Below are 21,457 nucleotides of genomic sequence, written 5' to 3' on the forward strand. Positions count from 1 at the left end.
TTATTCCTCCTATAATCTATTCATTCTTGCACGTCACATATCAATCTAATTTTTATTATAAGAAAAATTCAATTGTTTTCCAAATTAGATTATTTAGCCCTTTAATGAATGGCTATTTTAGCTCATTAAAATATAGGTTAATTAACATTATAACAAAAAATAATATCGTATTTCGTCAGAAAAAATGCTTATTTTCCGAAAATTACTTTAATCGCTTCAGGCAAATCTTTTTGCCACTGTTTCCATGTATGTTTTCCTTCTAATTCCTTATAGGTATAATGCTCGACCTTTTCTTTCAATATTTCTTGTAAAGCTCGGTTGGGTGAGAGAAAGTCATCCTGAGTGCCTTTAGTGGTTGGTACCTCAGTTTCTTCTAGTCCAATCGTATGATAGATCGTCATATTTTTAATCGCGTCTGAGTTTTTGACGGCAGCGATTACAGTATCATCCACATAAGGTGACTGCATAATGATTTTTCCAAAGTTATTTGGATATTTTAAAGCTGTCATGAGAGCTACTGTTCCACCTAAGGAATCTCCCATTAGGACTCGACTAGAACCAACATGATAGCTTGGTAGCTCCTCATCTAGTAATGGTAGAACTTCATAACACAAAAATTTGACATATGCTTCATTATTTTCGCCACCTGGATGGTATTTATCCCAACGATCATAACGGTCTTTATAATGTATCCCAGCAAAAATTGTATTTTCAATCTCATCTTTTTCGTGAAGTCGATCACTTAATGTTGCGATTCGTCCTAGTTGAAAATAATCATTTCCATCCTGCATGATACAAATATGATATTTATATAATGATGAATAATTTTCTGGTCTAAATATTTTGACGGTAAGTGTTTCATTTAGATATTGACTGTCGATGACTTTGTCTATCATTGTTCCCTTACGTGCCACGTTCAAAACCTCCATATTTTAGGTAAACGATATCTAGTAATTTTATAATATATTATTATTTTATCACAATTACAGGGTTTGGCTAATGTTATATACTGAAGCGGATTTTGAATTTTATGAAAACTAAATGATATAATAAATTCAAAGGAGGAACACATTATGACAGTTGATTCACATATACAAAGTCATGAAGTAGAAAATGCTGCACGTCGCCGTCTTACTGAACGTGGTGTTACGAATAGAGATATTGCAGAGATTGTTTACATGATGCAAAGTCCTTATCATCAATCATTAACGATGGAAGAATGCATTGAAAGTGTAGATAAAGTTTTAGAAAAACGTGAAATACAACACGCTATTTTGGTCGGCGTGGAATTAGATGTGTTAGCAGAAATGAACATGCTTTCAGAACCATTACAATCCTTAATTGCCCAAGATGAAGGGCTTTTTGGTGTGGATGAAACAATCGCCTTGGGAGCTGCCTTAGGTTATGGAAGTATTGCGGTGACTACTTATGGCCATTTAGATAAACAAAAGATCGGTATCATTGAAAAATTAGATACAAAAAACGGTCTTCGCTGTCATACATTTTTAGATGATATTATTGGGAGTATAGCGGCTAATGCATCTAGTCGATTAGCCCACCGGGAACGTGATCGACAAGATGGTATGACAGACCGAGACCTGGATATTAGGGATGAGGAAGATCGATTGTAATCAGTCGCTACGGCTATTTAAATTGCCGTAGCTTTTTATAATTTTTCTAAAGCGAGCCAAACAGCTTGTTCAAGGTCATCCTGCGACCAGCTAGATAGCTGCGGTTGCTTTAAGGCAATGTCATGCGAAGGTGGCATATGAATAAATCCTGCGCGGTAGTTATAACCATTTGTTTCACTGTGATGTAACGCATGATACATGACATTATTACATAAATATGTTCCCGCTGTATTCGAGATTGAGGCTGGCAGTCCATGGCTTTTAATATTTTCTACAATGTCTTTTATCGGTAAAGTAGAAAAATAGCCATCAGGTCCATCCTCAATAATTTTCTCTCCATTTGGTTTATGCCCTTCATTATCTTCCGGGCCATCATTACAATTGATCGCAATCCTTTCTGGTGTCATATGTTTCCGATCCCCTGCTAAACCTAAGGCGACGACAACGTCAGGCTCAACTTCGTCAATAGCCTCAATCATTTGCTTTCCTGATTTGCTAAAATCAACCGTTAAAATACGACTAACAATCTCATAATCATTCACCGTATTTTTGTTCAAGTTATGAGCGATTTCCATCGTCGGATTGGTTTTAAAAGATAAGAATGGTTCAAATCCAGTTAATAATATTTTTTTCAAAACGGAACACTCCTTATTTTGTATATAAATCGTGCTTATTAAGTAAACGGTATGAAACATCTAATATCATTCCAAAAAATGTAATGATAGAAGGTTTATTTTACTGTCTTAGGTCACAATAATAATTTTCTTTTAATATTAGATAGTTCTTTCTTTTCATTTTTTATTATGAATAATGGATAAATTGTGATTTACGGTTATTTCTTACCATGGAATGATTTGGCAAAGTAAAGGATTATAGTAAATCTATCATATGTCTAGTAAACGCCTATGATACTATTCTATCAATTTGGAATATTCAGAATTTATTTCGACATGACGTGACATAAACTGAGGGCCACTATCTATTATATTAACACTAACAACCAAGATTCTACACGAAAAAAATTAATAGAAAGGAGGGAAAGTAGTATCCCCTCATCTGTAGAATAAGCCTATGTTTTTAAAATTTGGGAGGAGGAATTTAATTGAGTAGATGGTTAAGTATTGTCATCTCTTTTTCGATGGTAATGGCTATTCTAACACCAAGTTTAACCTTCGCAGATTCTACTAGCCTACATGATTCTTTTAAAGACCTTAATCGCATCTCTGAATCCAAAATCAGTGATCGTTTAAGTGAAGAGTTCAAGAATGATGATAAGGTTAAGTTCTTAGTTAAATTTAGTGAAAAAGCAGATGTCAAAGCGGCAGCTAATAAAGCTGAGCAGAAAGCAAGTTTATCCTCAAGTAACGTTGAACATGCCAAACGTTCAGCAGTTATCTCTGAGTTAAAGTATACAGCCATTTCTTCTCAGGCTAATGTGAAGGAATTTTTGAATGAACAAATGGAGAAAGGATCCGTTGATGATTTTCGTTCCTATCATATCGTTAACGGTATGGCTGTAACAGCAACGAAAGAAGTTGCTCAAAAGATTTCGAATTTTCCTGAGGTAGAAAAGTTACTTCCAAACGAAACACGTCAAATTAATGAAGTAACGGTTGACAAAGATGCGGAAAAAATTGAGTCCGAAATCAATAATGTAGAATGGAACATTGAACAAATCGATGCTCCAGGTGCTTGGAATATGGGCATTGATGGTTCAGGTATCGTTGTTGCTTCTATTGATACTGGTGCTGAGTGGGATCACCCAGCATTACAAGAGAAGTATCTAGGTTATGATGCAGCAACAGGTGATGTTGACCACACGTATAGTTTCTTCGATGCTGTTAATGGACAATCAGAAGCTTACGATGATCAAGGTCACGGAACTCACGTAACTGGAACCATGGTTGGTAGTGAACCAGATGGATCTAACCAGGTTGGTGTTGCTCCAGGCGCTAAATTCATTGCTGCAAAAGCATTTAGTGCAAGTGGTGGTGGATCGGACGCTGATATTTTAGCAGCGGGTGAATGGATCCTTGCTCCAGGTGGAGATGTAACGAAAGCCCCTGATGTTGTTAACAACTCTTGGGGTGGCGGTCCTGGTTTAGATGAATGGTATCGCGATGTCGTTACTAACTGGAGAGCAGCGGAAATTTTCCCTGAATTCTCTGCTGGTAATACAAGCCTAACAAATCCAGGTGGTCCGGGATCAGTAGCTGTACCTGCAAACTATCCTGAATCGTTTGCGACAGGTGCTACTGATAGTGACAATAACTTAGCTAGTTTCTCACTAGAAGGTCCATCCCCATACGATGAGATCAAACCAGAAATTTCTGCACCTGGTGTGAATATTCGTTCTTCAGTACCTGGAGGCGGATATGAAGGTGGATGGAATGGAACATCAATGGCTGGTCCGGCAGTATCCGGTACAGTAGCCTTATTATTACAGGCTAATTCAAGCCTTTCAATTGATGATATTGAAGAAATTTTAACTAATACAGCCACTCCTTTAACTAACGATGATTATCCTGAGTCTCCAAATAACGGTTTCGGTCACGGATTAGTCAATGCATCTAATGCCGTGTCTGCTGTTATGGACGGACTTGGAACGATTGAAGGGCAAGTCACTATGGAAGGTGACGATACTGAAGCACCTACTTTTGAACACGAATCTTTTGATGAAGTTTATTCTGGAATGGATTTAGACTTAAACATTTCAGCTAGTGACAATGTTAGCGTTACATCAGTAACAGTTGACTACGTCAATGAAGATGGAGTTGAAGGTTCGATTGAGGCAACGAGATCCTCTGGTGACTTCCGTTCTGGAGAGTATGTTGCGACGATTCCAGGTGAAGATATCGTTGAAGGAGAATTAACATATTCTATCACCGTTAATGACTTCGGGAATAACGAAGTGACAAGTGAAGAATATGCAGTAAGTGTCGAATCAGGTATTTCAGTAGGATATTCACATGATTTTGAAACTGAACCTACTGGATGGACTGTTTTTGGAGAAGAAGTTAGCTGGAATCGTGGTATTCCAACTGCTGGTCCAGAAGAGGCGGTATCTGGTGAAAACGTTTATGCGACAAACCTAGACGGTGATTACAATAATAGTGAAAACTCAACATTAGTTATGCCACCAATTGACTTACCAGAGGGTGAATCATACCTTCAGTTCGATAATTGGTACAATATCGAAGATGGATGGGATTATGGACATGTCTTTGTATCTACAGACATGGAGAACTGGACTTCCCTATTAGAAATCACCGGTGAACATGAAGAATGGCATTCAACAGAGGTTGATCTTTCAGAATATGCAGGTGAACGCATATATATCGGATTCAATTTAGACTCAGACTCTATTGTTACAAGAACTGGTTGGTATATTGATGATGTTACTTTATCAGATACGTCTATCTCTAGAGCATCAATCATGCCAACAGATCTTATTGCATCTCCAGAAAAAGATAAGCCAATGACTAAGAAAAATGCAGAAAGAGTGGATCCATCTGAAATTCAACCACTAATGGTTAAAGAGGAAGTTTCAAATGATTCGTCGTCCGCTGTTAAAAACGAAACTTCTAATCTACCACTTGATGCTGAAGTAAGAGTGCTAGAGTCTGAACGTTCAGTAGCTACTAACCCGGCAGATGGAAGCTATTCGTTCGTACATCCTGCAGGTGACTTTACACTTGTTGCGGATGCGTATGGCTTCAGCTCTGAAGAACAGTCTGTAAGCCTAGGAGCTGACGAAACAGTAACCGCAAACTTCGTGCTAGAGGAGTTACCTCAAGCAACGATTAACGGTACTGTGACAAGTGCTAACTCAGGTAACGCTATTGAAGGCGCAACACTTCTATTAGTAGAAGATGCAAATGTTGAGCCAGTGGAAACAGATGCTAATGGTAACTATAACCTAACAGCTTATGAAGGAACTTATACGTTAAAAGTCTTCGCTCAAGGATTCCATGGAACGGAAATGGAAGTAACATTTGACGAGGACAAAGAAGTTAACATCGAATTAGAGCCATTCTTCACTTATCCTGGTGGAGAGATTGGTTACGACGATGGCACTGCCGAAAATGCTCGTGCATTCTATGATGCAGGCAATAAATGGGCGGTTAAAATGTCATTGCCTGAAGGTGAAGATCAAGCAATCGTAACGGATGGTGTGTTCCAATTCCACGGAACGGACTGGCCTACTCCAGGCGGCACTGAATTTGCAGTTGAGGTTTGGGATGCTAGTGGTTCTGATGGTTTACCAGGCGAAAAACTCGCTGGACCAATTGATGCTGAGGCGATTCGTGACTTAGGTCAATGGACTATCGTTGATTTACGCGAACACAGCATCCAAGTTGATGGTGACTTCTACATGGTTTACGTCCAAACAGACGCTAACCCTGATGTCCCAGGTCTAGCAACTGACGAAAATGGACCATATGCTGAAAGAAGTTTCCAATCTGTAGGTGGTGCATGGTCGCAATCACCTGCAGATGAAGGTAACTACATGATAAGAGCACGCGTAGATTATGCAGTTGAAGATGTAGCGATTACGTCACCTTCTGATGGATTAATCACGAATGAAGCAGCTGTTAACGTAGAGGGTACGGCATCGCCAACTACAACTGTTTCTTTACAAAACAATGGTGAAGAAGTAGATGCTGTAGAAATTGGTGACGATGGTACGTTTAACATTCCTGTTGAATTATCAGAGGGTGAAAACGTATTTAAAGCTATCAATATGGTGAATGGTGAACAAGCTGGTGAATCAGAAGAAACCACAGTCACACTTGATACGGCTGCACCTGAACTGACCATTGACAATCCTGCTGATGGTGACATGTTAAACCGTGAAACGGTCACAGTTGAAGGTGAAATTACGGATGATCATTTAGATTACGTTGAGGTTAATGGCCAGGCGGCTACAGTCGAAAATGGTCAATACTCTAAGCGTATTATTCTAAATGAAGGTGAAAATGTCATCGATGTTGCAGCATTTGACCTTGCAGGTAACTCCACTTCACAAAGTATAACGGTTGAAGCGGATTATACAGCACCTGTTATTGAAAACCTATTACCAACTGAAGATCAAACGGTACAAGCAGGTGAAACGGTCATGATTGAGTTTGACAGTGAGGCTGATTTAGATGCTACATTCTCCATCTTCATGCCTCTAACAAATAATATTCAAAATGCGACTGAGTTACCAATGATGGAAACTGAAGAAGGCCACTATGTTGGTTACTGGACAGCGCCACTAGGTTTAGAAGCTGAAGGTGCCGTCATTCAAGTAACAGCAGTGGATGAATTTGGTAACGAAACCCGTGCCGAAGCTGAAGGTAAAATTACTGTTGTTGAAGATGACGGTCCAGGTAATGGAAACGGCAATGGTAATGGCAAAGGTAACGGAAACAATGGTAATGGCCAAGGAAAAGGCAGCAATAATGGACAGGGACATGGTGCCCAAAATGAAAACGGCATTGGCAATAACTAATTGTTACCGGTAAACGAAGGGTGAAGAAGCAGATGCTTCTTCACCCTTTTTATTGACTCGTTTCGTTGGGCATCATTAAACCATTTTCAATAGATACAGAATGAAAATGAGTATGTTAAAATATAACTAATTGTATGCATAATGGGGGAATAGGCATGAGCGAGTATATAAAAATAGAAACCGTTCGATTACAACGGAAAAAAGCCGAGCTATTAACGAAATTAGGTGAATCTATTTATTATCAATATCGTATTGGTAATTTATATAGCGAAGAGCTAAAGGAAATTGGTGAACAGATTGCAAGTTTGGATCAGCAATTATATCAATATTATATAAAGGAAAATAGTGAAAGAACGAATTTAGGCCACCGGTGTGTATGTGGTCATTTAGCCGAACGTCACAATACATATTGTTCTGAATGTGGCAGAAAGCTAGAATTTCCTGAGGAAGAGGAACAAGAAAAATGTGATGAATGCGGGAATGAAGTTAATTCACAAGTTCAGTTCTGTCATGCTTGTGGTACAAGACAGGGGGTATCGCGATAGTGTTTTATTGCACAAAATGTGGTACCGCCAACTCGAGAAAAGCTAACTATTGCATTCACGACGGTTACCCCTTACATAAACCTGAAGCTCATTTTAATATCAATCATATAGACACCATTTCCTGTGACAACTGTGGTGCGGATCGTATGCATGGGGCTATCTATTGTCATGCTTGTGGCGAAACTTATGAGCATATTAGGACAAGAGAGGTTGATCATTCTAAAGCGTCAATTCCATTTAAAAAAAATGATGTTAAGCAAGGTTTGATTAAAACGTTTCCTTTCGCTATATTAGCCGTTCTTATTTTATGGTTTGGGAGTTATTTATCGTTAAACGATGTGCAACCGACCAATTTTGACCATTCCGAAATTAATCCAGAGGTTGAATTAGTTAATCAGTATAGGTTTATGATTGATCGGTACGAACAGATGAATTTACAAGCCAAAGGTGACAATCGTACATTTCGGATGGGTGAATCGACTGAGGATAGAGTATCCAGTCTGTCGCCAGTGGATGTTATGATGCTTTCTAATCTAGCCAGTGTTCATTTAACGTATCAAAATGATTCGGTTTCAGGTGATCCTGAATTGGTAAGAAATCAAGAGTCTAGGGCAGGGTTAGTCTATTATTTGTTTTTGGCGATGTTATCGATTGCGATAGCTGGATTTATATACATGAAATGGGCTCGACTATCGAACTGGAAAGCTATAATAACACATCTATTATCATTTGGTTTATGGTATTCCGTAATCATTTTCTTAATCAGTCTTATGGTTACTTATTCAAGTGAGGATGCTAATTTTGAAGTAACCTATTCTTATTCTTACATTTCAATAGATGCACTATGGACAAGTTTTATTATTAGCTTGGTTGCCTTATCTTTCGTGTTTTTATATCAAAGGCATATAAGGTTCCCTCATTGGTTAAGGGCTGTTCGGTTAAGCTTGACAACGTTTATGATACTTATACTCGTATTTCTCGGTGTGACGACCGTTTTCTATTTGACAAAACTACAATCCGTACAGGCTTTTGAGATGCTACAAGGTATACCATTAGTCTCATCACTTGTCATTATTGCTCAAGTAGCGGTTATTTTATTGAATTTAGTATTTATGAATTCATTCCAATTTTCAGCTAAAGGTGATATATCTGAGGCTATGAGCTATCACTTGATTCAAAAAATTAATGGTGATGCGATGCCTGAAGAGTGGTTCCAAGGGTTTATGATGATTGAAGGGCTGTTATGGGCCCTGGTAGGAATCGCTTTTATTATTTTGCTTTGGGTATCTTATAGACTAAGCACTTTAACATTAGTTAATCGGCTGAAACAAGTAATTATTTATAGCTTAAGCTTTACATTCGTTATGACACTCATAAGTAGAGGAGCGACAATGTATTTTGAAAACCTTACACCCGATTATGATGGTTGGTATGAAATTGGTTTCGGCACGTTACAAACGTTAGTCACTTTTTTTGTCATCACGTTTGTTATAACATTGCTTGGTTCTTTCCTATTTACTAAGGTAAGAAGTGGTGATAAACATGAACAAACGGATTTGGCCGCTTAATGATCGGGCGATTACCGTTTCATTTGGTGAGGAGATAGATGTTCAAATTAATCTTAGGGTTCAGCAATTATTTAGCAGTTTAAAAAGGGAATCATACCCTTTTATTGTCGATATGGTCCCAACCTATACGAACCTGACCATCTACTTTGATCCTCAGAAGATTAATTTTAAAGATATGCAACAATTAATCGAAGAAGCTCTAAATGACATGCATGAACATCCCGTTTCGATTGAATCTAAGCTCGTTCATATTCCGGTCTATTATAACGGGCCAGAGTTAGAACGAGTGGCTAAACAGAACCAGCTTACTGAAGATGATGTGATGCGTATACACGGGAGAGAAGATTATCTCATATATATGATTGGATTTTTACCAGGTTTTCCGTATTTAGGTGGTTTGGATGAACGTATTGCGACACCACGATTAGATGAACCCAAGTCACAGGTTGAAGCTGGAAGTGTTGGTGTTGCGAATCAGCAAACAGGCATATATCCGATTCAGTCACCGGGTGGATGGAATATTATTGGTCATACGCCTGTTAACATTTTTGACAGTCAAAAGGAGCAACCCTTCATGTTTCAAGCTGGTGATTACATCCAATTTTATCCTGTTGATCGAAAAACTTACGACCATATCATAAATGATGACCAATATCAGCCGAAAATGGAGTGGTATCATGCCAATTGATTTAAATGCAGATTTAGGTGAAGGTTTTGGACAGTATACGATAGGTAACGACCATGAACTGTTGAAAGTGGTGAGTTCAGCTAATATCGCTTGTGGTTTTCACGCTGGTGACTATAGAACTATACCTGAAACGATAAAACAAGCTCAAACAAATGGGGTTGCTATCGGAGCGCATCCCGGTTTCCCTGACCTTCAAGGTTTTGGGAGAAGAGCGATGAACTTAGATCATGATGAAATTTATGATTTAATCCTCTATCAATTAGGGGCTTTTTATAGTTTTGCAAAAGTACAAAATGAACGTATTCAGCATGTAAAACCGCATGGAGCCCTATATAATCTCGCTAATCAAGAAAAAGCGGTAGCGGAAGTCATTTCACAGGCAGTTTATGATTTTGATCCGAACATAAAACTTTATGGCCTCAGTAAGAGTTATCTCGTTCAAGCTGGGGAAAATGTTGGTTTAGATGTCAAAAAGGAAGCGTTTGCTGACCGAACATATACGGATGAAGGTTTGTTAATGCCAAGAACAGAAAAACAAGCCGTAAAAGGTGAAACAGAGGATATTTTAAAACAAGCTTTCATGATTGTTCAACAACAACAGGTTATTTCGGCTTCTGGGAAAGTCATCGAGCTTGAAGCGGATACGATCTGTTTACACGGTGATACACTAAATGCGGTTAACCATGCCAAAGCGGTTAGAGAAGCATTTGAGAATGCAGGTATCCATGTTTCATCATTTCAATAGAAGGATGGTTTCATGTTAAGCGTTATTAAACCAGGTATTTATGCATCGATTCAAGACGGCGGGCGAAAAACTTACCGCGGTTATGGTGTCCCGGTTTCTGGACCTATGGATGACTATGCTTTTCATTATAGTAATAAGCTTCTGGGTAACAAACCTAATACGGCAGCGATTGAAATAATCTATGGTGGAATTGAATGTTATGTTGAGGAGGATGTTGATATTGCTATCACCGGTGCGAATTTTCATCCACTGGTCAATGGAAAACCTGTTCCGATGTGGCAGTGTATACGGTTGTATGAAGGGGAACAACTTACATTTCAAGGTTCCAAGCAAGGGTCGATTGCTTATTTAGCCATGTCCGGTGGTATTGACTCACCGGTTTATTTAGGATCACAGTCTGTTTATAGCAGGGCTGGTTTAGGCGAAATATTAAAAACAGGAGATACTATATCAAGTTTTAAGCGTCAAGTTTGTAACACTTATCATATCAATCCAAGGAACATCCCTACTTACACATCTCATGTTAAAGTGAGAGTCATTCCAAGTCATCATGAGGCCTTATTTTCTTCGCGTGCCATTCAACAGTTTTATTCTAACCCTTTTCAGCTTATGAAAATGGATCGTATGGGGGCTATTTTAAAGGGAGATAAGGCTCTGACTATGAACAAAGAACAGGATATTATATCAGAAGCCGTCACGTTTGGAACAATACAAGTTCCACCTCATGGCCAACCGATGATCTTATTAGCTGATGCACAAACGACGGGTGGCTATCCAACTATTGGTACGATCTTATCAGATGATCTTTGGAGAGTCACACAAATCCAACCACAAGGGCATATCCGATTTAAAAGATATGAAATAAATACATAAACCAAATAGTATTTTAATATAATATATTAATAGATTTAATTTTTTGATTAATCTTGCAAATCAGAATAATCAATAGTAAACTTTTTGTGAAAGCGTTATCAAAAAATCGGGGAGGTATGAGAATGAGTGCTATTTGGTTAGCTCTAATTGGTTTTATTGTATTCTTTTTAGGCTATCGTTTTTATTCCAAATTCATTGCAGAAAAAATATACCGCCTAGATCCGAATTACACAACACCAGCGCATAAATATAAAGATGGTGTTGACTATGTTCCGACAAACCGCTTTGTATTGTGGGGTCACCACTTTACATCTGTAGCCGGTGCAGCTCCAATTGTTGGACCAGCTATTGCAGTTTATTGGGGATGGCTACCGGCATTTTTATGGGTTGTATTAGGAACAGTCTTTGCAGCAGGTGTTCACGATTCAGGTACGTTATTTTTATCAGTCCGAAATAAAGGGCAGTCCGTTGGTACCTTGGCGCATAAGCTAGTTGGACAACGGGCAAAGATTTTATTTTTATTCATTATTTTACTACTCGTACTTATGGTTAATGCCGTATTTGCTTGGGTTATTGCGAATTTATTTATTAATAATCCAGGAAGTGTCTTACCGGTATTTATCCAAATTCCTCTCGCTATTTGGATTGGGTATCATGTTTATAAACGAAGTGGCAGTATGTTACTCCCATCAATAGCTGCTTTAATCGTTATGTATGGGACAGCCGTACTAACAAGTTATATTACTCCATTACAAATTAATGTTGTAGAATACCTCGGAGGAGAAGGAACTACATCCTTATTCGGAGCCAGTGCTACTGAGATGGCATTCCTTATTTGGATTATCATTTTAATGGTTTATGTTTACATTGCTTCAACATTACCGGTATGGAAACTATTACAGCCTCGAGATTATATTAACTCACACCAATTAATTTTAGGTTTATTAATTTTATATTTAGGTTTGTTTGTGACAACTCCGGAAATAACTGCACCCGTAACGAACTCAGCAGCTAATGACACACCATGGTTCCCAATCTTGTTTATAACGGTTGCCTGTGGTGCGATTTCAGGGTTCCACGGACTTGTATCCTCAGGAACGACTTCCAAACAACTTAATAATGAAAAAGATGTACGTTTTGTTGGTTATCTAGGTTCAGTTGGAGAAGGGTTATTGGCATTAATTGCGATTATTGCTGTTGTGACGTTCTTCCCAACACAAGGTGACTTTTTAGGATTCTATAGTGACTTTGATTCAGCAGGTGGCGGTTTGAACGTATTCGTTGATGGGGCAGCCGTTCTGGCTTCAGGTATCGGTATTCCTGAGTCGGTTGCAGCGACGATTGTCGCCGTAATTATCGTAAGCTTTGCGGCAACAACATTGGATTCCTCTGTCCGTTTAATGCGCTATATTATCGCTGAGTTAGGGTTGGAGTACAATTTAAAATCAATTACATCTAAGCATGCGGCAACAACGTTAGCGGTCGTATCCAGTACGATTCTAGTTTTATTACCAGGTGATGATCGTGGGCTTGGTTCAGGTGGATACTTATTATGGCCGTTATTTGGTACATCGAACCAATTATTAGCTGGTATTAGCTTATTATTACTAGCGATTTACTTAGGGCGTAAAGGTCGTAACATGTTACCAGCCTTAATTCCAATGGTATTCCTCATGTTTATGACTTTATACGCGATGTTCTTACAAGTATTTACGCAGTGGGCACCATGGGCAGGAAGTTCTGACTGGTTATTGTTTATCCTAGGTGCGATTGTCTTTGTCTTTGCCATTTGGATTAGTTTGACAGCCATTTCAGTTTTAATAAACTATAAAAAAGATGAAAATCTAGAAGATGTAAGTTAACATGTTAAGCCGTACCTCGTGTGCGGCTTTTCTTATCTGACACTTAAATTGTGAGTGTCCAAGTAATTCTTTTTTTATTCAAGTTCCAATAAAAATTGTCCAAGTTACCTTGCTGAGTGTCCAAGTTTTTCACATTAGGTTAGGAGGAGATGAGGTTGATTGATGTCTTAATTATTCGTCAAGAAAAGGCTATTGGGGTTGGTTGATGTGGTGGCGTTAGTGATGACGGGTTCATCACCATGTCGGATGAATTTAAACATCTAGAAAAAGGGCGAAGTGAATTAGGTGAGTTTTATCTCGAATTAAAAGAACAATATGGCGATGAGGTATCCATTACCTATATGGATCCAAGAAATATTTCGATGATTGTAGGTTATTTAGTAAAACAAAAACAGAAAGGCCGCATTGCATGGCTCGATATCCTAAAACACCTCTGTTTTCACGTTAAATTGAATGCTATATTTATTAATGGTTATTATTTAGAAAATACTGATGATTTTGATAAAATAGTAAGTGAAACGTCGTAATAAGGGTGTGACGTATGGTAGATAAGAAGTTTTCATTTAAGAGAATGATAGAGTTATATGATGAGATGTTGAGTGTGCCTCATCGAACGGAAATTGCGCGAGAGTTAAGAGATGAGGATGATTTATTTTTATTATTGGTGTATTCCGATATGCTCGGTATTCCTAATCCCGCGTTTTATTATACATTGGAGCTATACCCTTATATAGTGGAAAAGTTCCATGACTGGCATTTACGGATGGGCATGGAGAAGTCTCCGCTTGATGGGATTAGATGCTGTTAAATGGGGTGAACTAAAATGAACCAAATTCAAGACCAAAGGGTTATTTTTGTTGGCGGTAAGGGAGGCGTTGGTAAGTCAACCTCATCTGCTGCGCTGGCTTTAGCAAACGCTCAAGCCGGATATAAAACTTTAATCGTTTCCACGGATCCCGCGCATAATCTTGGGGATATTTTCCATCAAAAAGTATCACATGAAAAGAAACAATTGGATCAAAATCTATGGGGAATTGAGATTGATTCAACGAAAGAAACAGAACGTTACATGGACCAAGTAAAAGATAATTTAAAAGGGCTCGTAAAATCGAAAATGGTCGATGAAGTGCACCGTCAGATTGATTTAGCGGCAGCATCACCTGGTGCAGATGAAGCGGCGTTATTTGATCGATTAATCTCGATTATTTTAGATGAGCAGGACCATTTTGATAAAATTATCTTTGATACAGCGCCGACAGGACATACGATTCGGTTGTTATCTTTACCCGAATTAATGAGCGTCTGGATTGACGGGATGTTAGAAAAGCGACAGAAAATTAATGAGAACTACACCCAATTGCTTAATGATGGGGAGCCTGTTGATGATCCAATCTATGATATTTTACAAGGTCGTAAAGAGAAATTCTCATCTGTTCGTGATATTATTTTAGATGAAGCGCAAACGGGTTTTATGTTTGTCTTAATTCCGGAGCGTTTACCAATTTTGGAGACGAAACAGGCAATCAAGCAATTGCATCAATATCATCTACATGTTCGTACACTCATTGTGAATAAAGTGCTACCAAATGAAGCTGATGGTGAGTTTTTACAGAAACGCAGACATATCGAACAAAATTACTTAAAAGAGATTCATGATCAATTCCGTAAGCAGAGATTGGTAGAAATTCCATTGTACGAGGAGGACATCTCTGATTTAGGTAAGCTGAACGTATTCGCCGAGCATTTAGAAGTTTTAACGAAGGAGGAAGTAAAATGAAGGCAATTGTACATAAAGAGGCTGAAGGTTTCGAGGGATTGACAGTAGAAAATGTCGCGGAACCTGATGTAAAACCAAACACGGTAAAAGTTAAATTAAAAACAGCTGGAATGAATCGACGTGATGTAATGATCACGAAGCGTCATCAACCAGACCAAGGGCCACTGATACCCGGCTCAGATGGCAGTGGTGTGATTGCTGAAGTCGGTGAAGGTGTGACCAATTGTCAGGTAGGAGATGAGGTTGTCATTAATCCGGCTTTAGGTTGGATAGAAAATAGTGATGCCCCTCCTGAAGGGTTTGAAATTTTAGGGCTACCGGATGATGGTACGTTTGGTGAATATATTGTCGTGAACCAAGAACAAGTCGAAAAGAAACCGAAGCATTTGTCCTGGGTAGAAGCAGGGGTCCTGCCACTGGCCGCTTTAACGGCATTCCGCGTTATATTTACACGGGGGAATATTCAAAAAGGAGATACGGTCATGTTACCTGGAATTGGGAGTGGCGTATTGACCTTTGTATTGAAATACGCGAAAGCAGTTGGAGCACGGGTTATCGTGACCTCACGAAGTCAGGAAAAGCTAGAAAAAGCGAAGTTGTTAGGTGCAGATGTTGCGATTCAAACCAACTCGAATTGGAATGAAGAATTAAAAGGCGAGACCGTTGATCTATTAATCGAGAGTGTTGGAAAAGCAACATTTAATCGGTCACTAAACATTATCCGAAAAGGCGGAACGATCGTGACATTTGGGGCGACAACTGATGATCATGTTGACATCGATATGCGACACTTCTTTTATGGGCAGTTTAATTTACTTGGTTCCACAATGGGGAGTGCAGAAGAATTTCGCGACATGTTAGATTTTATTGATAAGCACGATATTAAACCGGAAGTTGACAGAACCTTTAAGTTAGACGAATATGAAGAAGCCTTCACTTATTTACGTGATACTAAAAACTTTGGAAAAATTGGTTTTGAGATTGAATAAAACTGGACGTCATCGGCGTTCAGTTTTTTGTTCCCAAAGCATGACTTAGTACCTATTTTTCACAATTATTTAAAATAACTTGTTTAGTTCATAACAAGAGTGGTATTAAAACTATAAAATTATTTATCACTTTTAGTGGGTTTGAAACGATTGTGTTAGTGATACTCGGTGATTGAAGACACCGTTGCGCTTATGAAAGTAGTATTCCTACTACTGAAGAAGGGAGGGACTTGTGAAGTTGAGCCGGTGGATACAAGATGCAGGCCATGGTGGGACAGACCCTGGAGCCATCAGGTACGGACAAAACGAAAAGCTTTGGGCACTTGAGGCGGCTTTATTTGTTCATAACAGATTACAGGAACTAGGGATAGAGACTGCAATGACTCGTACCGAAGATGTCACACTCCCCAATAGTGAACGTACCCATAACGTAAGGAATTTTGACAAAGCCATCTCACATCATTTTAATGCAGGTGGCGGTAATGGAGCAGAGTTCATTCATAGTATCCATGCAAGTGGGGAATTTGAACAATTACTAAAGGAGGAATTTAAACAGTCAGGCTATCCTTTCCGTCGTATTTTTACGCGAAGGTATCCGGATCGCAATCATCTAGATTATTATTATATGCATCGTGAGACAGGGGGCTGTCGTGTGACAATTGTTGAATATGATTTCCTAGATGGTCCAAACCGTCACGAACTGCAAAAAGAAGAATATCGAGTCGGTATGTATGAATCCGTTGTAAAAGCGATTTGCCGTGAGGAGGGTGTGTCGTATCAAAAGAAAAGTGGCATAACAGCACCAAATCTATTATATCGTGTAATAGCAGGGTCATTTAGGAAGCGTCAAAATGCCGAAACTAGAGCAGAGAAGTTAAGAGACGCTGGTTTTGAGGCGTATATCGAACGCTACAAATCTTAGAAGGGGGGACATAGAATGGATTTGATGGATTTCATTATAGAGGAGGCTTTAATCTTAATACCGGTATTAATGATCTTAGGAAGAATCATTAAAACATCATCTATAATCCCCAACCGTTTCATACCATTGTCTTTACTAGTCATTAGCATTATTCTATCTGGCATTATGTTAGGATTTTCATTCGATACATTTATTCAGTCAATTTTAGTTGCAGGTGCCTCCGTCTTTGGGCATCAGCTTTATAAACAGTCCATTATAGATGAGCAATAGTGGAACCTCTAGCATCGTGCTAGAGGATTTTTTTATTATTTTTGTTAAATACACCGATAGAAAAGCAATAAACGCCGATAGAAATTGAAAAAACACCGGTAGAAATTCAAAATACACCGATAGAATACGGAAATACACCGATAGAAAAGCGATAATCACCGATAGACTAAGGTTATGTTCGTAAAAAAGGGCAGCCTTTTTCCTTGAGTCGATTCGGAATATTTTTTATTGTAAAATCTCGAGGATCCAACTGCTCATTTACTTCATCCCAGTACAGTGGTGTTGCAACTGTTGCCTCTTTAGTAGCACGGGGCGAATAAGGCGCTACGATTGTCTTCCCGGGTGCATGCTGGATATAATCGACGTACAATCGATTGCCACGATTCTTCTTTAGACGTTCAATTGTAAAAGAGTCGGGATATTTTTCAACTAAAACATTGGCGACCGCCTCCATAAATTCGCGTGTATCATCAAAACTCATACTTTTAGGTTCAAGCGGAATATGAACTTGAAGACCAGTTCTCCCCGACGTTTTAACATAAGGTGTATAACCTTGATGTTCGACCATGTCTTTAATTAATTGAGCTGCGATCACAGCAAATGAAAATTGCTTCAATGAGGGTGGATCTAGATCAAATACCATCTCATCTGGAAATTCACTATAAATGGTATGAAAAGGTACATGAAATTCAAGTGCCGCATGATTGCCAAACCATAACAGGCTTCTTAGATCCTGACAAAGAATATCCTCTTCATCATCATCACCCGCAATTGTTTGAATGTAGTCCGGTGCATAGTCAGGCAAATGCTTTTGATAAAACGAATGCTCCTCAATCCCATCTGGATACCGAATCATCGTTAATCGTTTATCTTTTAGTCTTGGAAGGAGGATAGGCGCAACTTTCCGTAAATACAAGACATAATCTCGTTTATTCATCTCAGGGAACAAATATTTATCAGGCTTTGAAATCTCGATTTCTTTAGGTAGCTGTGCTAAACCGATATCCACTTGCTCTTTGGTACATTCATCAGGGTCTAAGTCAAAACGGAATTGATGGAAGGATGGCTCTCGAATGTCGCCATCCTTTGCGTTTAAACAATTTATATCAATACAAACACTTGGTTCAACTTCCCAAGAGAACCCGTTTATTTTTTGACCATTTTGTTGAATGAATGTGGTTAGCGTGTTTTTCCCATAATCTGGAAAACCATTTTTCACTTTGCCTAAATGAACCAACTCATTTTCATCCAAAATTTCAACGTCAAAGTAGTCATTATCCGTATTCCAACCTGTAATCACACCAGAGACGATACGATAATTTTTGATTTTTAACCATTCCTTTGTTCGCTTACCTTCTTGATATGTTGAGTTTTCTTGTTTAACCACAATGCCCTCACCTTGATGGAGATCCACAACGTCCTGTATATCTGATAAGTTATTAAATGATTCTACAAGATTAATCTGTTCGCTAAATTGAAAATCGCTCGCGTTTAAATGATTAAAAAGGCTTTCCAGTTGCTTACGACGGTCTTTAAAGTCCTTTTTTGCCATGGATGTCCCATTTATGCTTAAGAGGTCAAATACCATGAAGGTCGCGGGTCTATCTTTACTCGCCTTTTTGATTTTGTCCATTGATTTTAAACGGCCCCGCTGTTGTATCAATGAAAAGATTGCTTGGTACTTCGTTTGTAACACCACGATTTCGCCATCGAGAAAAATCGGAAGTTGGTCCTCAATCAATTCTTGATGTTCTTGACACCAGGCGATTACCTCCGGGAACGAAGGCGTCAAATCCGTCCCATTACGACTCCAGAGCTTGATTTGGTCCTTAGACCATTCGAGCCCACAGCGAAAGCCATCATATTTCACTTCATATGTCCAATTTTGTTGCTTCGGTGAATCTTCCACTAAGGTTGGCAGCATTGGTTTCCACATGATTGTCATCCTTCCGTCGCGATTATTTTTTCTTAAACTTGAATGATTATGACAACAAGGTAAAAACTAATATCAAATCAGTATTATCAGTCCAAAAGAGGTGATGAAATGCACACGATGTGGAAAGGAACCATTAGTTTTGGTTTAGTGAATATACCGGTTAAACTGCATTCAGCAACTGAAAATAAAGATATTAAATTGCGGAATCTGCACAAAGAGTGTCAGTCGCCAATAAAATATGAAAAGGTCTGTCCTGTATGTGAAACTGAAGTCGGGAATGATGATATTGTTAAAGGATTTGAGTATACGAAAAATAAATTTGTTGTGCTTGAAGAAGAAGATTTAGAATCCATTAAGGAAGAAAAACATGATAAAGCAGTAGAAATTGTTGATTTTGTTCAATTAGAAGAGATTGATCCGATATATTTTGAGCGGAGCTATTATTTATCGCCAAATGAAGGCGGGGCTAAGGCATACGGCTTGTTACGTCAAGCATTAAAGGATACGGGAAAAATCGGACTAGCCAAAATAACGATCCGTTCAAAAGAACACCTTGCCGTTGTACGGATTTACAATAATACTCTCGTTATGGAGACAATCCATTATCCAGATGAAGTACGCGATGTGCAAGAAGTCCCAAATGTTCCAGAAGAAGCGAATGTCGTTGAGAAGGAATTAGAAACAGCTAAAATGTTAATTGAACAGCTGACTACTGAGTTTGAACCAGAAAAATATACCGATGAATATCGCACAGCTTTACTCGATTTAATTGAGAAGAAAAAAGAAGGCGAAGAAATTGCGACTGCCAAAGAGCCAGAAAAGCCGGATAATGTTACGGATTTAATGGAGGCTCTAGAGAAATCGCTTGATAAAACGAAAAAAGGTAATAAAAAGACAACCGCCAACAAGAAGAAAACAACCACAACTAAAACGAAGAAAAAATCCACTGGACAAAAGAAAGCCAAGGCAACATAAAAACGCGCAATGATGTAGAACCCCTTCCATTTTGATGTCATATATATGTATATGCTTTCGTAAAAGGGAGGGGCTACATTGTCGAGATTTAGCCAAGATCCTATCCAACTGCAGCAACAGCTCATACATGTTAAAGCTGAATTAGATAAATATAAAAAACATTTAAAGGCCTATAAGCATTCTTTTCGATATTCCAACATAAATCACTTAAAGGATGAAAATAAACAACTCCAAAAGCAAATTGATGAGTTGAATGGAACCTTAGCTGATTTAGAAGATCAACTTGATGACAATAAAAATCAATTATCAGTCTCTCGTATAAAGACTTATATGTATCAATCGGCCCTTGAGCATATAGAGCAGGAGCAACAACAATTATTGCAAGAAAAACATGAACTGATATCGAAGCAAAATGCTCAACAAAAACGCGTTGAAAATAACAAGAGCACCATTAAACAACAATCTTATCAATTGAACCAATTAAAAGAGGCAAAGGAACAGCAATTATTTGAAATCAAAACATTAGAAGATACTATTCGTGTTTTAAGGATGGAAAATTCAGATCTACGTGAACATGAAGTCTTACTTAGGAAGACTTTCATTTCACAGTTAACGAATACACTGAAAAAAATTAGTGTAAATGGAAAAGAGCACAGCCAGCACATCGTTAAATTCGATTTAATTCATCAATTAGAACACAAACTAAGTCAGCTAGAAGAAGAGATTAAACAAATAGAACTGAAATAAGGGAATTGGAAATTTTAAGCTGGATCTGATCAATCAGCCGAAATTATAAAAAAATGACTGGCTGTTTTGGCAGCCAGTCATTTATGTTATAACGTATCTTTCTCAACGGGTTTGTCAAATAAAGTGTGTAAGTAGTTTCCTATATAAAAAGCAGCCACTTGATTATTAGAGTACGAGAACGTCTCAGACAACTTTAGGTTCAGCCACAGCTTTGCTGCTTGCCATTGACCGTAGCGCCCGATTCTTAGTGTTCGGTGGTTGGGGTAACGGGGCCCCAGCCGTCCGAATACTTAGAATCGATTTGTCCGTGTTATACTTTCTTTCAGATAAGCCTTCAGGCTTTATTTTTGGGCTTACCTGCATTGTAACCACAACACGGACAAAAGCGAAGGTCAATGGTGGCGTACCTGAGACGAGCTCTATTTCAGCTGT

At 38.5% G+C, this 21,457-nt stretch carries 20 protein-coding genes; 16 read left to right on the top strand and 4 right to left on the bottom strand.

The window, feature by feature from the left end; all coding sequences use genetic code 11:
* Positions 1-188: 188 nt before the first annotated feature.
* Positions 189-914: an alpha/beta hydrolase gene (locus BLP77_RS12965; RefSeq protein ID WP_093857554.1), complete on the bottom strand. Its 726-nt coding sequence runs from the start codon at positions 912-914 to the stop codon at positions 189-191.
* Between the two features lie 159 nt (positions 915-1,073).
* Here BLP77_RS12965 and BLP77_RS12970 point away from each other — a divergent pair, with 159 nt between their 5' ends.
* A complete protein-coding gene (locus tag BLP77_RS12970) occupies positions 1,074-1,631 on the top strand; it encodes a phosphatidylglycerophosphatase A family protein (RefSeq protein WP_093857555.1) in 558 nt (185 codons plus the stop codon).
* Positions 1,632-1,666: 35 nt separating this feature from the next.
* Here BLP77_RS12970 and pcp read toward each other — a convergent pair whose 3' ends face one another.
* A complete protein-coding gene (gene pcp, locus BLP77_RS12975; protein WP_093857556.1) occupies positions 1,667-2,266 on the bottom strand; it encodes a pyroglutamyl-peptidase I in 600 nt (199 codons plus the stop codon).
* A 503-nt stretch (positions 2,267-2,769) separates the two neighbouring features.
* Here pcp and BLP77_RS12980 point away from each other — a divergent pair.
* From BLP77_RS12980 to BLP77_RS13040, 13 genes are all read left to right on the top strand, one after another.
* A complete protein-coding gene (locus BLP77_RS12980; RefSeq protein ID WP_093857581.1) occupies positions 2,770-7,128 on the top strand; it encodes a S8 family peptidase in 4,359 nt (1,452 codons plus the stop codon).
* Positions 7,129-7,283: 155 nt separating this feature from the next.
* A complete protein-coding gene (locus BLP77_RS12985) occupies positions 7,284-7,673 on the top strand; it encodes a zinc ribbon domain-containing protein (protein ID WP_093857557.1) in 390 nt (129 codons plus the stop codon).
* Positions 7,673-9,241 carry a zinc ribbon domain-containing protein gene (locus BLP77_RS12990; RefSeq protein WP_093857558.1) on the top strand — a complete coding sequence of 523 codons (1,569 nt, stop codon included), beginning with the start codon at positions 7,673-7,675 and terminating at the stop codon, positions 9,239-9,241. The genes BLP77_RS12985 and BLP77_RS12990 overlap by 1 nt, the downstream gene beginning before the upstream one ends.
* Entirely contained in the window at positions 9,216-9,929 is a 714-nt protein-coding gene (gene pxpB / locus BLP77_RS12995) for a 5-oxoprolinase subunit PxpB (RefSeq protein WP_093857559.1), read from the top strand. Before BLP77_RS12990 ends, pxpB begins: the two co-directional genes overlap by 26 nt.
* The gene (locus BLP77_RS13000) at positions 9,919-10,674 is read left to right on the top strand and encodes a LamB/YcsF family protein (RefSeq protein ID WP_093857560.1); all 756 of its coding nucleotides are present in this window, start codon (positions 9,919-9,921) and stop codon (positions 10,672-10,674) included. The genes pxpB and BLP77_RS13000 overlap by 11 nt, the downstream gene beginning before the upstream one ends.
* Positions 10,675-10,686: 12 nt before the next feature.
* Entirely contained in the window at positions 10,687-11,547 is an 861-nt protein-coding gene (locus tag BLP77_RS13005) for a 5-oxoprolinase subunit C family protein (protein WP_093857561.1), read from the top strand.
* Positions 11,548-11,669: 122 nt separating this feature from the next.
* Positions 11,670-13,409 (top strand): carbon starvation CstA family protein, encoded by a 1,740-nt coding sequence (locus BLP77_RS13010; protein WP_093857562.1) that lies wholly within the window; start codon positions 11,670-11,672, stop codon positions 13,407-13,409.
* A 239-nt stretch (positions 13,410-13,648) separates the two neighbouring features.
* The gene (locus tag BLP77_RS13015; protein WP_093857563.1) at positions 13,649-13,936 is read left to right on the top strand and encodes a hypothetical protein; all 288 of its coding nucleotides are present in this window, start codon (positions 13,649-13,651) and stop codon (positions 13,934-13,936) included.
* A gap of 14 nt (positions 13,937-13,950) precedes the next feature.
* Positions 13,951-14,217 carry a cory-CC-star protein gene (locus tag BLP77_RS13020; RefSeq protein WP_093857564.1) on the top strand — a complete coding sequence of 89 codons (267 nt, stop codon included), beginning with the start codon at positions 13,951-13,953 and terminating at the stop codon, positions 14,215-14,217.
* 15 nt (positions 14,218-14,232) lie between these two features.
* Positions 14,233-15,186, top strand: coding sequence for an ArsA family ATPase (locus BLP77_RS13025; protein WP_093857565.1), 954 nt, complete (start codon positions 14,233-14,235; stop codon positions 15,184-15,186).
* A complete protein-coding gene (locus BLP77_RS13030; protein WP_093857566.1) occupies positions 15,183-16,175 on the top strand; it encodes a zinc-binding dehydrogenase in 993 nt (330 codons plus the stop codon). The genes BLP77_RS13025 and BLP77_RS13030 overlap by 4 nt, the downstream gene beginning before the upstream one ends.
* A 232-nt stretch (positions 16,176-16,407) precedes the next feature.
* Complete coding sequence (locus BLP77_RS13035) at positions 16,408-17,097, top strand: N-acetylmuramoyl-L-alanine amidase (protein WP_093857567.1); 690 nt, start codon at positions 16,408-16,410, stop codon at positions 17,095-17,097.
* 15 nt (positions 17,098-17,112) lie between these two features.
* Positions 17,113-17,367, top strand: a complete 255-nt coding sequence (locus tag BLP77_RS13040) for a phage holin family protein (protein WP_093857568.1) — start codon at positions 17,113-17,115, stop codon at positions 17,365-17,367.
* Between the two features lie 172 nt (positions 17,368-17,539).
* Here the strand turns inward: BLP77_RS13040 and ligD are convergent, their stop codons facing one another.
* Positions 17,540-19,303, bottom strand: a complete 1,764-nt coding sequence (gene ligD / locus BLP77_RS13045; protein ID WP_176753079.1) for a DNA ligase D — start codon at positions 19,301-19,303, stop codon at positions 17,540-17,542.
* Between the two features lie 108 nt (positions 19,304-19,411).
* Between ligD and ku the strand changes: the two genes are divergently transcribed.
* Both ku and BLP77_RS13055 read left to right on the top strand, forming a co-directional pair.
* A complete protein-coding gene (gene ku, locus BLP77_RS13050; RefSeq protein ID WP_093857570.1) occupies positions 19,412-20,278 on the top strand; it encodes a non-homologous end joining protein Ku in 867 nt (288 codons plus the stop codon).
* Between the two features lie 78 nt (positions 20,279-20,356).
* Complete coding sequence (locus BLP77_RS13055) at positions 20,357-21,025, top strand: coiled-coil domain-containing protein (protein ID WP_093857571.1); 669 nt, start codon at positions 20,357-20,359, stop codon at positions 21,023-21,025.
* A 183-nt stretch (positions 21,026-21,208) separates the two neighbouring features.
* On the opposite strand, the gene BLP77_RS15905 is transcribed toward BLP77_RS13055, so the two are convergent.
* The coding region (locus BLP77_RS15905; protein ID WP_176753080.1) for a hypothetical protein at positions 21,209-21,457 on the bottom strand (249 nt) is incomplete at its 5' end.

This window comes from Tenuibacillus multivorans, assembly GCF_900103915.1.
In the GTDB taxonomy this organism is placed as follows: domain Bacteria; phylum Bacillota; class Bacilli; order Bacillales; family Alkalibacillaceae; genus Tenuibacillus; species Tenuibacillus multivorans.

What these genes read in the sequence shown, in the direction of transcription:
- BLP77_RS12985 (WP_093857557.1), top strand. Translation starts at nt 7,284, where the DNA reads ATGAGCGAGTATATAAAAATAGAAACCGTTCGATTACAACGGAAAAAA.
- BLP77_RS12980 (WP_093857581.1), top strand. Translation starts at nt 2,770, where the DNA reads ATGGTAATGGCTATTCTAACACCAAGTTTAACCTTCGCAGATTCTACT.
- ligD (WP_176753079.1), bottom strand. Translation starts at nt 19,303, where the DNA reads ATGTGGAAACCAATGCTGCCAACCTTAGTGGAAGATTCACCGAAGCAA.
- ku (WP_093857570.1), top strand. Translation starts at nt 19,412, where the DNA reads ATGCACACGATGTGGAAAGGAACCATTAGTTTTGGTTTAGTGAATATA.
- BLP77_RS13030 (WP_093857566.1), top strand. Translation starts at nt 15,183, where the DNA reads ATGAAGGCAATTGTACATAAAGAGGCTGAAGGTTTCGAGGGATTGACA.
- BLP77_RS13000 (WP_093857560.1), top strand. Translation starts at nt 9,919, where the DNA reads ATGCCAATTGATTTAAATGCAGATTTAGGTGAAGGTTTTGGACAGTAT.
- BLP77_RS13025 (WP_093857565.1), top strand. Translation starts at nt 14,233, where the DNA reads ATGAACCAAATTCAAGACCAAAGGGTTATTTTTGTTGGCGGTAAGGGA.
- BLP77_RS13040 (WP_093857568.1), top strand. Translation starts at nt 17,113, where the DNA reads ATGGATTTGATGGATTTCATTATAGAGGAGGCTTTAATCTTAATACCG.
- BLP77_RS13010 (WP_093857562.1), top strand. Translation starts at nt 11,670, where the DNA reads ATGAGTGCTATTTGGTTAGCTCTAATTGGTTTTATTGTATTCTTTTTA.
- BLP77_RS13015 (WP_093857563.1), top strand. Translation starts at nt 13,649, where the DNA reads ATGTCGGATGAATTTAAACATCTAGAAAAAGGGCGAAGTGAATTAGGT.
- pxpB (WP_093857559.1), top strand. Translation starts at nt 9,216, where the DNA reads ATGAACAAACGGATTTGGCCGCTTAATGATCGGGCGATTACCGTTTCA.
- BLP77_RS13005 (WP_093857561.1), top strand. Translation starts at nt 10,687, where the DNA reads ATGTTAAGCGTTATTAAACCAGGTATTTATGCATCGATTCAAGACGGC.
- BLP77_RS13020 (WP_093857564.1), top strand. Translation starts at nt 13,951, where the DNA reads ATGGTAGATAAGAAGTTTTCATTTAAGAGAATGATAGAGTTATATGAT.
- BLP77_RS12970 (WP_093857555.1), top strand. Translation starts at nt 1,074, where the DNA reads ATGACAGTTGATTCACATATACAAAGTCATGAAGTAGAAAATGCTGCA.